Here is an 11813-nt window from a genome sequence, read left to right as displayed (position 1 = left end):
CCGTTGTCCTCAGGCTGCGGCCTGCGCCGTTTCGGTTGCCGTCACGGCGGACTGCACCGCCACCACACGCTGGACGAAGATGCCCGGCGTCACGATATGTTCGGGGTCGAGGCCGCCGAGCGGCACGACTTCCGAGACCTGCACGATCGCCGTCTTCGCGGCCATCGCCATGATCGGACCGAAATTGCGTGCGGTCTTGCGATAGATGAGGTTGCCCCAGCGATCGCCCTTGAGGGCCTTGATCAGTGCAACGTCGGCATGCAGCGGCGACTCGAGCACATAGTGACGGCCGTCGATCAGACGCGTTTCCTTGCCCTCGGCAAGCAGCGTGCCGTAGGCGGTCGGCGTGAAAAAGCCGCCGATGCCCGCGCCCGCGGCGCGAATGCGCTCGGCCAGGTTGCCTTGCGGCACGACTTCGAGCTCGATCTCGCCGGCGCGGAACAGGCCGTCGAACACGTACGAATCGGTCTGGCGAGGGAACGAGCAGATGATCTTGCGCACGCGGCGCGCCTTGAGCAACGCGGCGAGACCGATCTCGCCATTGCCCGCGTTATTGCTCACGATCGTCAGGTCGCGCGCGCCCTGGTCGATGAGGCCGTCGATCAGCTCCGACGGCATGCCTGCCGTGCCGAACCCGCCGATCATCACCGTCGAACCGTCGCGAATGCCTTCCACAGCCGCGGTGACTGAATCAAAGATCTTGTCGATCATCCTGTCTTCCTCTACGATGCCTACCGAAAAATAATGTTCGCTATACGCACATAGATTCGTTTAGCGAACGTTTTGTGCGATAGTAGAGACTGCGGCGGCGCCCTGTCAAGCCAGGACCCTGCCGCGAATGTGGGTGCAAGGCGCGCGCAAGGCCCGAAAACCGCTGTTCGGGACCGTGCGCGATCGGCACCACCGGACGATGTTTCGCGCCGCCTGCACCGCGAAGCTTCGAGACAAGGATTGCCGCCTCGTGTGCGCGGCGTACTGGATGATCTGGACGACCTGAACTGCCATGCTGAACAAATCGGAAACGCCCACGGATCCGCTCGCGAACACCGCGACCCTGCCACCCCTGCCCGGCGACGACGCCACCGGGTCGACTGACGCGGCCGAGCGTCCGGGCGACTCGTTCGTGCAGTCGTTTGCACGCGGCCTTGCCGTGATCCGCGCATTCGATGCGCAACGTCCTTCGCAGACCTTGTCTGAAGTGGCCTCTGCCGCCGGCCTGACGCGCGCCGCGGCGCGTCGCATCCTGCTCACGTTGCAGACGCTCGGCTATGTCGAGGCCGATGGACGTCACTTCCGCCTCACCGCCAAGATTCTCGACCTCGGGTTTGCGTACCTGACGTCGATGCCGATCTGGAATCTCGCCGAGCCGGTCATGGAGCACCTCGTTGCACAAGTGCATGAGAGCTGTTCGGCATCGGTGCTCGACAAGACCGATATCGTCTACGTGCTGCGCGTGCCCACGCAAAAGATCATTGCGATCAACCTCGCCACCGGCAGCCGCTTGCCGGCGTTCTGCACGTCGATGGGCCGCGTGCTCTTGTCGGGACTCGAAGAAGACAAACTCGAGGCGGTGCTCGCCGCTTCGGAGCTTCGGCAACGCACACCGCGCACCGTGGTCGACCCGGCGCAGCTCAAGTCGATCATTGCGCAAGTGCGCGAGCAGAACTGGGCGATCGTCGATCAGGAACTCGAAGTCGGATTGATCTCGCTGTCGGCACCGATCCGTGATCGTCAGGGACGCATCATTGCCGCGATGAATGTGAGCGGCAACGCGCAACGCAGCACGGCCAAACAAATGATTCGCGATTTTCTGCCGCCACTGCAGGCCGCCGCGCAGCGTGTGTCAGCCCTCGTCGCGTTGCGCGGGTAAGCGAGCTGTCGAACACGCGAACTGTCGACAATCCACGTCATGCGCGCGCATGACGTGAGCAACGCAGCGAGCACGAACGACTCAGTTGCCGGATTCAACGCGATCAATCGTTTTTTAAACGTCTAGACATCCCCACATTCACTGAACCGTCACACGCGATTCCTAGAATGCGCTCGACTAGTCAGCACTCAGTGTTGACGTATCGAATACGAGGCAAGCATGGAACACGCGATCCGCATTGAGCGGCTCAGCAAAACCTTCCCGAACGGCCGCAAAGGACTCGATAGCATCGACCTGCGCGTCGCCCCTGGCGAGATGGTCGCGTTGATCGGCGCATCGGGCTCGGGCAAATCGACGTTGCTCCGGCATATCGCCGCGTTCAGCGAGGGCGACCCGTGTCCTTCGACGGTCGACATCCTCGGACGGCCGATTCAGCACAACGGCAAGATCGTGCGTGAAGTCCGCCGTATTCGTCGCGACATCGCCTTCGTGTTTCAGCAGTTCAACCTTGTCGGACGCCTGAGCGTTCGCACCAATGTGCTGATCGGCGCACTCTCGCGCCTGCCGCTGTGGCGCAGCCTGCTGGGTCGCTTCCCGCAACACGAATGCGCGCTTGCGATCGACGCACTCGCCGAAGTGGGGATCGCGGAACATGCGTATGAGCGTGCAAGCACACTCTCAGGTGGCCAGCAGCAGCGCGCCGCGCTCGCACGTGCGCTCGTGCAGCGCGCGAAAATCATTCTGGCCGACGAACCCATCGCCTCGCTCGACCCCGAGTCGTCGCGCCGGGTCATGGATCTGCTGCGCAGCCTGAATCGCGAACACGACCTGACGGTCGTCGTCTCGCTGCATCAGCTCGATGTCGCGCTCAAGTATTGCGCCCGCACGGTCGCGCTCGCAAACGGCAAGGTCGTCTACGACGGCCCCTCGGCTGCACTGACGCCGGAGCTCATCAAGAAACTCTACGGCAGTGCGGCCGACGAACTGCTCGGCATGCCGCGCAACGATCCCGACGCCTCATCCAGCGACGACGTCAATCGCTCTGATCGTTCCGATCGTTCCGATCGCCCGGAAAGCACGCGTGTATCGGGCGAACTCGACAAACCGGGCGACAGCCCGACACCGGCCGCGGTTGCCACGACCGTGACTTCATCTGGCGATCTCTCGCCGAGCCACACAGGCTCGGGCGCGGGCGTCGTCGAATTGCGTTCTCCGCTCCTTGCCTGACACGATGAAACTGCTCTCCACTCTCGTCGTCGCCGCCGCCGCGGCGCTCGCATGTGTCGCCGCACACGCTGAAACCGTGAGCTTCGGCATCATCTCGACCGACTCGTCGTCGGCGCTCAAGGAGCGCTGGATGCCGCTGATCGAGGACATGCACAAGCAGACCGGCCTCGACATCAAGCCGTATTTCGCCACCGACTACTCGGGCATCATCGAAGCCATGCGCTTCAACAAGGTGCAGGTCGCGTTCTTCGGCAACAAGTCGGCGATCGAAGCGGTCGATCGCGCAAGCGGCGAAGTCTTCGCCAAGGTCACGTACGCGAACGGCGAAGCCGGCTATCACTCGGTACTGATCACGAACGTCGACAGCCCGTACAAGACCGTCGACGACGTGCTCAAGAACGGCAAGAACGTCAACTTCGGCATGGGCGATCCGGAATCGACCTCGGGCACGCTCGTGCCGATGTACTACATCTTCTCGAAGAACCATATCGATCCGAAGACGTACTTCAAGTCGGCGAATCCGTCGAGCCATGAAGCGAACGCACTTGCGGTCATCAACAATCAGGTCGACGCCGCGACGTGCAACACCGACATGCTCGAGACGCTCAAGCAGAAGCATCCGGACAAGCTCGCGAAGATCCGCGTGCTGTGGCAATCGCCGCTGATCCCGTCGGATCCGCTCGTGTGGCGCAAGGACCTGCCGGCAAGCGAAAAGACGGCGATCCAGAAGTTCTTTGTGAACTACGGCAAAACGGATCCGAAGGAGAAGCAGATCATTGAAGCGATCTCGGGCTACTCGGGCTTTGTCGCTTCGACCGATGCGCAGCTCGTGCCGATCCGCCAGCTCTCGCTGTTCCAGGATCGCCAGAAGATCGAGGCCAACGCGAATCTGTCCGACTCGGACAAGAAGACGCAGCTCGCATCGATCGACGCGAAGATCGCTGAACTCAACACCGCCGCCGGCAAGCAATGACGCAACTCGCCTCCGGAACCTCGCACGGCGGCGAGATCGCAGCCGACTCGCCGACCGGCGAGCCGGCTCGTCGCGCGATCCCCGTCGCGCCGATGCGCAAACACAGCTGGCTGTCGTTCGCGGGCTGGATCGTTGCGATCGCGGTGCTCGGCGCGGCGTGGCATGGCGCGGACATGCGCCCGGTCGATCTGCTGCGCGACTCGGGCAACATGACGCAGTTCACGCGCGAGTTCTTTCCGCCCGACTTCGGCGACTGGCGTGCCTATCTTGGCGATATGTGGACAACGGTGGCGATCGCGATCTGGGGCACCGTGCTTGCGATTGTCTGCGCGGTTCCGCTCGGGCTGGCCTGTGCATCGAATATGGCGCCGACATGGGTCGTTCAGCCGGTACGACGCCTGATGGACGCCTGCCGCGCGATCAATGAAATGGTGTTCGCGATGCTGTTTATCGTCGCGGTCGGTCTGGGTCCATTCGCCGGAGCACTCGCGCTCTGGGTGCACACGACGGGCGTGCTCGCGAAGTTGTTTGCCGAAGCGGTCGAAGCGAGTGACCCGCGACCGGTCGACGGCGTGCGCGCCACGGGCGCGAGCAGCATCGACGAGATCGTCTACGGCGTGCTGCCTCAGGTCCTGCCGTTGTGGGTCTCGTACACGCTGTATCGCTTCGAGGCCAATGTACGCTCGGCGACCGTCGTCGGCATGGTCGGCGCCGGCGGCATCGGCGTCTCGCTCTATGAAGCGATCCGCTCGTTCAACTATGCGCAGACGTCGGCGATCATGCTGGTCATCATCGTCTTCGTCGTGGCCATCGACGTCGGCTCGGCGCAGCTGCGCAAGAAGGTGATCTGAAGCAACGATCTACCAGGCGCGATCGAATACGTCGATCAGGGCTGCAATCGCGTCGCGCATGCGTTGCCGTCTTGCGAATATACCCGATCGTGCAGATCGAATGGCATCACGCTTACCACGCAGTCGACACACAAAAAACGGGACGCCTGGGCGTCCCGTTTTTATTCGCGGCCGCTCTGCATGAGCGGTGGGCGAAGGTCAATCAAGCGTCTCAAGCATTTCGAGCAGCATGCGTGCAGCGTCTTCGAGCATCCCTGAGTTATCGATCGTCGTCATCGACACGCCTTCGGGCACATCGAGCGCCACGCGCCGGGCAAGGCGCGCTTGCACCTGCTCTGCGCTCTCGCGCCCTCGGGCGGTCAGGCGCGCAGCAAGCACCGTCGGATTCGCATCGATCAATACGACTTCGAGCTGCGGATAGCGCTCGATTGCTTCGGCCAGGTGCCCGCGCGAGCCATTGACGACGACCGTGCATCCTCGCTCGAGCCACGCGTCGATTTCAACGCCGATACCGTAACGCAACTGATGACTCTGCCAGGCCAGCGCGAAGAGTCCCAGTGCGGCGCGTGTGTCGAACTCGTCGTCGCTGAGAAACACATGATTCTCGCCGCCGGCGTCGGCCAGGCGCGTGATGTAGCGATGGGCGAACAATACGCTCGTGCCTGAGAGTTTCGCGCGGGCGAAGGCCAGCAGCGTATCCTTGCCCGCGCCCGAAGGCCCCATCACGTAGATCAGCCGCCCGCTCGGGCGTGCGTTCGCATGACCGTCGGTATGCGCGCTCATGCGGCAGCCCCGAACGGCAGTCTCGCCCACAACGTGAATGGCGCACCGGGTTCCGGCTCGATGTAGAGGGCAGCGCCGTCGATCTGCATCGGCCCCAGCCCGGGCACGCGTTCGCGCCACCAGTTCAGCACGGCTTGACGATCGCTGTCGTTGGGCAGCGAGTCGCTGAGCGTCATATGGAACCGGAACTCATCGAGCACGTACGGATAGCCCCAGGCGGCCAGCAGCTCCCGCTGCCTTGGCGTGAGGTTCGATTCGAGCCGGCGTTGCATCTCGCGCTCGCCCGGCATCGCGCGCAGTGTCGAGCATGCGCCAAGCGCGCTTGAAGCGACCGCATTGATCGCCGTCGCGCCATCGAGCGTGGCGGGACGAATGGCGACGAAGGTGCCGAGCGTCTCGACCTCCACGTCAAGCGTGAACGCCTGCTGGCGCTCGGCCCATTGCGCTGCACGTGCGAGCACCTCGTCCGGCGCGATACCCGGTGCACACCGCGCGGGGGCGACGAGCGTGCCGTGCCAGCCGTACCGTTGCGGCGCGACGCTCAGCGATGCCACGTCGATACCGCGTTGCGTCAACGTTGCGATCCCGGGCGGCGTGTACCGTTCGCCTGTTTCGGGATCGCGGCCCAGCCACTGGCAGCCTGCCGTCCACCAGGCGGACTCACGCGCGGGCGCGTAGTAAAGCGCAAAGCGCGTGGCCGGCGTCCAGGCGTCGATCACCGCGCGCACGGATGACATGGACGATGTCGATGTCGATGTCGATGCCAGTGCAGATGCCGGTGCACATGCAGATGCAGATGCAGATGCAGATGCAGACGCAGTTGCGGATGTCGATGCAGATGCCGATGTCGATGCCGCCGATGCGATCACTTTGTTCAGGAGCGTTCCATCCTCGCTCATACGTCCTGCTCCACGTAGAGCTGGACGCGGTCGGCCGCGAAATGCGTGATGCCGTACTTGACGGGCGTGCCCTGCGCATCGACGTCGACGTGCTCGACCCACAGGACCGGCTGCTGACGATTGATATTGAGGCGTCGCGCAGTCTCGGCATCCGGCAGCATGCTGCCGATGCGGCTCCAGCGCCGCGTGTAGTCGGACACACCGCACTCGGCGAGCGCCGCGCTGATGCCGCCGTGGGTACGCTCGAGCGCCTCGGGGAAGTCCTGCAGGCGCGCTGCGGGATACCAGCCGCGCGCATACGTCATGGGGACGCCGTCGGCTTCGTGCAACGACTCGATCCGGTAGACGAAACTGCCCGCGCGCAAGCTCAGCGCCTTCGCCACCGCAGGCTCGGCCTTCACGCGCGCTGTCGCGAGGATCTTGCCGCTCGTGACCTGGCTCTGCTCTCGAAGATTCTCGGTAAATCGTGTGCGACGCCCGATCTGATAGTCGATCGCGCCGGGCTGCACAAAGGTGCCGCGCCCCTGCTCGACGCTCACTAAACCTTGCGCGGCAAGGCCGAGCATCGCGCGCCGTACGGTATGCCGGTTCACGCCAAAACGCTTGGCGAGCTCGCCTTCGCTTGGCAGGCGCCCTTCTTCGCCGAAACCGCTGGCCGCGATTTCATTGGCAAGCGTCTGTTCGATCTGGCGCCAGACTGCAACGCCCGCGCCACGCTCGACAGCGGTGCTCGCGATATCCGTGCCACCGCCCGCTGTGCCGCCCGTTCCGTTGTCGCTGAGTTTCATCGTGTTGTCATTCCGTTTCGCTTCAATATGCCGCAAATATTGTAGTTGCGCACCGGTGATTAAATTGTGAAAGTGCCACATGCGGCGCTGGAACACATGCTAGCATGTCTACCAAGTCGTCTAGACGTTTAGACGCCTAGCCCAGTAGTCATCTAGGGACCGTCGCCTGGTCGACCGAATCACCCGACGTGCCGCGATGCCCTGTCATCCGTAATCTGTACGAAGGACGAACCGATGAATCCGCCTCTCTCCGGGCACCGGCAGCCTCAGGCCGGTCCTGAGCACGAGCCTGACGCCCGCTCCGATTCCCCGCAGAAAGCCGAGTCCTCGAGCGACGCGACGGCAGAACGTCGCGAATGGTTGTCGTTGCTGGCTCGCGCGTCGCGTGCCGAGCTCGACACGGCCCTCCAGCACGTCTTCGATGGCACGTCCCGTCCGGCATTCGACTGGCTTCGCGTGCCGGAGACCGGTCTTGCCATGGTCCGCGGCCGGATGGGCGGCACGGGCGACCCGTTCAACACCGGCGAAGCGACCGTGACACGCGCCACGCTGCGCCTGAAAACCGGCACCGTCTCGCGCCCGGTGGGTGTTGCCTACCAGCTCGGCCGCGACAAGCGGCGTGCCGAGCTCGCCGCGCTGTGCGATGCGCTGCTGCAGACCGCTGAGCATGCGCCGGCGATACGCGCCCACGTGCTGGGTCCCGTTTCGCGCCGGCTGATCGCGCAGCGCGAAGCACGTCGCGCCGAAGTCGCCGCAACGCGCGTCGAATTCTTCACCATGGTCCGAGGCGAGTGATGAACGATACCTCCCTGTCGCTGGATAACCTGGCCGCCGGACTCGGCGATCCCGTTCACGATTCGCAGGCGATCTTCCGTGTGCTGCTCGACACGCTGTCGCGCCCGGGCACCCTCGGCCGCATTCAGCCGGTGCTCGATGCCGATGGGCCTCTTGCGCATATCCCCTGCTCGGCGTTCGCTGCGCTCCTGACACTCGCGGACTATGCGACACCGGTGTGGATTCAGCAGCATGACGATGCGCTCGCAGCCACTGTGCGCTTTCATACCGGTGCACCGATCGCCCAGCACGCGAACGAAGCGGCGTTTGCCTATATCCACGAGGCCGCCGATATCCCGGCCGCCGACACGTTCGCGCTAGGCGAACCTGAAACGCCCGATCGCTCCACGACGCTGCTGATCCGAGTCGATGCACTCGAGGGCGGCCGCCCGCTGACGCTCAGCGGACCCGGCATCGAATCGAGCGTGACCATCGCGCCGCGCGGCATTCCCGATGCGTTCTGGCATGCCCGTGCCGAGCTGGCACCCGCCTTTCCGTGCGGGATCGATTGCTACCTCGTGTGCGGCGCCGAATTGATGGGTATTCCACGCACGACTCTTGTGGAGATGAACTGATGTACGTCGCTGTCAAAGGAGGCGAGCGTGCCATTGAGGCGTCATGGCGCATGCTCGATACCGCGCGTCGCGGTGATACGGCGCAGCCCGAACTCAGCATCCGGCAGATTCGCGAACAACTTCGCCTGTCGGTCGCGCGCGTGATGACCGAAGGCTCGGTCTATGACGAAGACCTCGCAGCGCTGGCGATCAAGCAGGCTGCCGGCGACCTCGTCGAGGCCATCTTTCTGCTGCGCGCGTATCGCACCACATTGCCGCGATTTGGCTATACCCGCGCGATCGATACGGAGAAGATGGAAATCCGCCGCCGTATTTCGGCGACGTTCAAGGATGTCCCCGGCGGACAGATGCTCGGCGCGACGTACGATTACACGCAGCGCCTGCTCGATTTCTCGCTGCTGGCCGAGAAAGATCCTTCGGACAGCACATCGGCCGAGGACGGCGCAGCCGGTATAGCAACCGGTGCGACTACTGCGACCACTGCGACTATTGCGGGCGTAGCGGGCGTTACGGGTGCAGGCGCCACGGCACAACACGCACGCGTGCCGCGCGTTGTCTCGCTGCTCAACGCGGAAGGCCTGATCGAACAGGAACTGCCCACGCCCGACGCTGCCGAACCGGGCGACCTGTCCCGCGAGCCGCTGTCGATTCCGGCGAACCGCTCGACACGCCTGCAGAATCTTGCGCGCGCCGACGAAGGCTTCCTGCTGTCGATGGGCTATGCCACGCAACGCGGCTATGCACACAGCCATCCGTTCGCCGGCGAAATCCGCTTCGGCACCGTGTCGGTCGAGATGGAGATCGACGAGCTCGGCTTCGCGGTCGACATCGGCGATATCGACGTCAGCGAGTGCCAGATGATCAATCAGTTCGCAGGCAGCCCGACGGTCGCACCGACCTTCACGCAGGGCTACGGCCTCGCATTCGGCCATTGCGAACGCAAAGTCATGGCGATGGCGCTCGTCGATCGCGCATTGCGCGCCGAAGAACTCGGCGAAACGATTCATTCGGCCACGCAAGACCCCGAATTCGTGCTGTACCACAGCGACAACGTCGAAGCATCGGGCTTCACCCAACATCTCAAGCTGCCCCACTACGTCGACTTCCAGTCTGAACTTGAACTCGTGCGACGCCTGCGCGCCGAACATGCGAAAGCGGCCGGTGCACAACACGAGGAGCATGCGGCATGAATATGCGAGACCCTCACACTCCGCTCGAAACCGAAGACTTCAGCGGCTACAACTTCGCCTATCTCGACGAGCAGACCAAGCGCATGATTCGCCGCTCGCTGCTCAAGGCCGTCGCGGTGCCCGGACATCAGGTGCCGTTCGGCTCGCGCGAAATGCCGCTTCCGTATGGATGGGGCACCGGCGGCATTCAGGTCACGGCAGCGATCATAGGGCGCGACGACACGCTCAAGGTCATCGACCAGGGATCGGACCAGACGACCAATGCGGTCAATATCCGGCGATTCTTTGCTCGCACTGCCGGTGTGCCGACGACGACGCGTACGACGGACGCGACGATCATCCAGACGCGCCACCGGATTCCCGAAACGCCGCTGACCGACAAGCAGATCCTCGTCTACCAGGTGCCGATGCCCGAACCGCTCTACCGGCTCGAGCCGCACGTGGCCGAATGCCGCAAGCTTCACGCGCTCGCCGACTACGGACTGATCAGCGTCAAGCTCTACGAAGACATCGTGCGCCACGGCAGCATCGCAACGACTTACGACTATCCGGTGATGGTCAACGAGCGCTACCTCGCGTCGCCCTCGCCGATTCCGAAGTTCGACAATCCGAAGATGCATATGAATCCGGCGCTGCAACTCTTCGGCGCGGGCCGTGAACGACGCCTCTACGCGATTCCGCCGTACACACGCGTGCGCAGCCTCGATTTTGACGACCATCCGTTCGAGATCCAGCGTTGGGAGCATGCGTGCGCGCTCTGCGGCTCGCGCCAGAGCTATCTCGACGAGATGATCGTCGACGACCAGGGCAAGCGCATGTTCGTCTGCTCGGACAGCGACTACTGCCAGGAACGCGTGGCCGAGCAGGACGAAGCCCGTGCACGCGACGCTGACCGATACGTCGAAGCCCGCGCGGATGGGCCCGAAGCCGTTGCGCGCGGCCCGCAGGTTCGTGTTGGCGGAGGTGCAGCATGACGCCGCTTCTGAGCGCCCGCGGCCTGGGCAAGCACTACGGTTCGCGCATCGGCTGTACCGACGTGAGCTTCGATCTGTATCCGGGAGAAGTACTCTGTGTGGTCGGCGAATCGGGCTCCGGCAAATCGACGCTGCTCAACACGATCGGTTTGCGCATCGCGGCCGATGCGGGCTCGCTGAGCTATACGACCACGCAAGGCACGCCCCTCGATTTGCTGAGCCTCTCTGAACCGCGGCGCCGTCTGCTGCTGCGCACCGAGTGGGGCTTTGTCGAACAGAATCCGCGCGATGGCCTGCGTTCGGGCGTTTCGGCGGGCGCCAATATCGGTGAGCCGTTGATGGCCGTCGGCGCGCGCCACTACGGACAGATCCGCGACACGGCCGCGACATGGATGCGTCGTGTCGAACTCGACGCCGAACGCATCGACGATTTGCCCAAGTCGTTTTCGGGCGGCATGCAACAGCGCCTGCAGATCGCGCGCAATCTCGTGACCGGCCCGCGCCTCGTGCTGATGGACGAGCCGACGGCGGGCCTCGATGTGTCTGTGCAGGCGCGTCTGCTCGACCTCCTTCGCACGCTGACGTCGCAACTGCACCTTGCCTGCCTGATCGTCACGCACGATATCGGCGTTGCAAGACTGCTCGCGCACCGACTCATGGTCATGCAAGGCGGCCGCGTGGTCGAATCCGGCCTGACCGACCAGGTGCTCGACGATCCGCAACATCCGTACACACAGTTGCTGGTGTCTTCGGTGTTACCGGTATGAAGCCGGGAAATCAGACCTGGCAAAGCGTCCGGGACATGAGGTCTGGAAACGAGACCCAACGCCGATGCCGGACAACGAAGCC

At 63.9% G+C, this 11813-nt stretch carries 13 protein-coding genes; 9 read left to right on the top strand and 4 right to left on the bottom strand.

The window, feature by feature from the left end; all coding sequences use genetic code 11:
* Positions 1-9: 9 nt before the first annotated feature.
* On the bottom strand, positions 10-711 hold the full coding sequence (locus ACMFWR_RS09250) for a 3-oxoacid CoA-transferase subunit A (RefSeq protein WP_413194694.1): 702 nt from the start codon (positions 709-711) through the stop codon (positions 10-12).
* 292 nt (positions 712-1003) lie between these two features.
* Here ACMFWR_RS09250 and ACMFWR_RS09245 point away from each other — a divergent pair, with 292 nt between their 5' ends.
* The 4 genes from ACMFWR_RS09245 to phnE all read left to right on the top strand — a co-directional run bounded on the left by ACMFWR_RS09245 (position 1004) and on the right by phnE (position 4921).
* Complete coding sequence (locus ACMFWR_RS09245; protein WP_413194693.1) at positions 1004-1870, top strand: IclR family transcriptional regulator; 867 nt, start codon at positions 1004-1006, stop codon at positions 1868-1870.
* A gap of 219 nt (positions 1871-2089) precedes the next feature.
* Positions 2090-3097, top strand: coding sequence for a phosphonate ABC transporter ATP-binding protein (gene phnC, locus ACMFWR_RS09240; RefSeq protein WP_413194692.1), 1008 nt, complete (start codon positions 2090-2092; stop codon positions 3095-3097).
* Between the two features lie 4 nt (positions 3098-3101).
* A complete protein-coding gene (gene phnD / locus ACMFWR_RS09235; protein ID WP_413194691.1) occupies positions 3102-4070 on the top strand; it encodes a phosphonate ABC transporter substrate-binding protein in 969 nt (322 codons plus the stop codon).
* 92 nt (positions 4071-4162) lie between these two features.
* A complete protein-coding gene (gene phnE / locus ACMFWR_RS09230) occupies positions 4163-4921 on the top strand; it encodes a phosphonate ABC transporter, permease protein PhnE (protein ID WP_413194835.1) in 759 nt (252 codons plus the stop codon).
* A 198-nt stretch (positions 4922-5119) separates the two neighbouring features.
* On the opposite strand, the gene phnN is transcribed toward phnE, so the two are convergent.
* From phnN to phnF, 3 genes are all read right to left on the bottom strand, one after another.
* Positions 5120-5704 (bottom strand): phosphonate metabolism protein/1,5-bisphosphokinase (PRPP-forming) PhnN, encoded by a 585-nt coding sequence (gene phnN, locus ACMFWR_RS09225; RefSeq protein WP_413194690.1) that lies wholly within the window; start codon positions 5702-5704, stop codon positions 5120-5122.
* The gene (locus tag ACMFWR_RS09220) at positions 5701-6441 is read right to left on the bottom strand and encodes a DUF1045 domain-containing protein (protein ID WP_413194689.1); all 741 of its coding nucleotides are present in this window, start codon (positions 6439-6441) and stop codon (positions 5701-5703) included. Before ACMFWR_RS09220 ends, phnN begins: the two co-directional genes overlap by 4 nt.
* 158 nt (positions 6442-6599) lie before the next feature.
* Positions 6600-7391, bottom strand: a complete 792-nt coding sequence (gene phnF, locus ACMFWR_RS09215) for a phosphonate metabolism transcriptional regulator PhnF (RefSeq protein ID WP_413194688.1) — start codon at positions 7389-7391, stop codon at positions 6600-6602.
* A 234-nt stretch (positions 7392-7625) separates the two neighbouring features.
* Between phnF and phnG the strand changes: the two genes are divergently transcribed.
* The 5 genes from phnG to phnK are packed head-to-tail and all read left to right on the top strand — an operon-like array spanning position 7626 to position 11731.
* Positions 7626-8186 (top strand): phosphonate C-P lyase system protein PhnG, encoded by a 561-nt coding sequence (gene phnG / locus ACMFWR_RS09210; RefSeq protein ID WP_413194687.1) that lies wholly within the window; start codon positions 7626-7628, stop codon positions 8184-8186.
* Positions 8186-8800, top strand: coding sequence for a phosphonate C-P lyase system protein PhnH (gene phnH / locus ACMFWR_RS09205; protein ID WP_413194686.1), 615 nt, complete (start codon positions 8186-8188; stop codon positions 8798-8800). Before phnG ends, phnH begins: the two co-directional genes overlap by 1 nt.
* A complete protein-coding gene (locus ACMFWR_RS09200) occupies positions 8800-9990 on the top strand; it encodes a carbon-phosphorus lyase complex subunit PhnI (RefSeq protein ID WP_413194685.1) in 1191 nt (396 codons plus the stop codon). The genes phnH and ACMFWR_RS09200 overlap by 1 nt, the downstream gene beginning before the upstream one ends.
* Positions 9987-10964: an alpha-D-ribose 1-methylphosphonate 5-phosphate C-P-lyase PhnJ gene (locus ACMFWR_RS09195; RefSeq protein WP_413194684.1), complete on the top strand. Its 978-nt coding sequence runs from the start codon at positions 9987-9989 to the stop codon at positions 10962-10964. Before ACMFWR_RS09200 ends, ACMFWR_RS09195 begins: the two co-directional genes overlap by 4 nt.
* Positions 10961-11731, top strand: a complete 771-nt coding sequence (gene phnK, locus ACMFWR_RS09190) for a phosphonate C-P lyase system protein PhnK (protein ID WP_413194683.1) — start codon at positions 10961-10963, stop codon at positions 11729-11731. The genes ACMFWR_RS09195 and phnK overlap by 4 nt, the downstream gene beginning before the upstream one ends.
* Positions 11732-11813: the final 82 nt, after the last annotated feature.

It is taken from the genome of Pararobbsia alpina (assembly GCF_965118125.1).
Taxonomy (GTDB): Bacteria; Pseudomonadota; Gammaproteobacteria; order Burkholderiales; family Burkholderiaceae; genus Pararobbsia; species Pararobbsia alpina_A.
The sequence above is the reverse complement of the archived record's forward strand: the minus strand, read 5'-3'. Positions and strand labels throughout refer to the sequence as shown.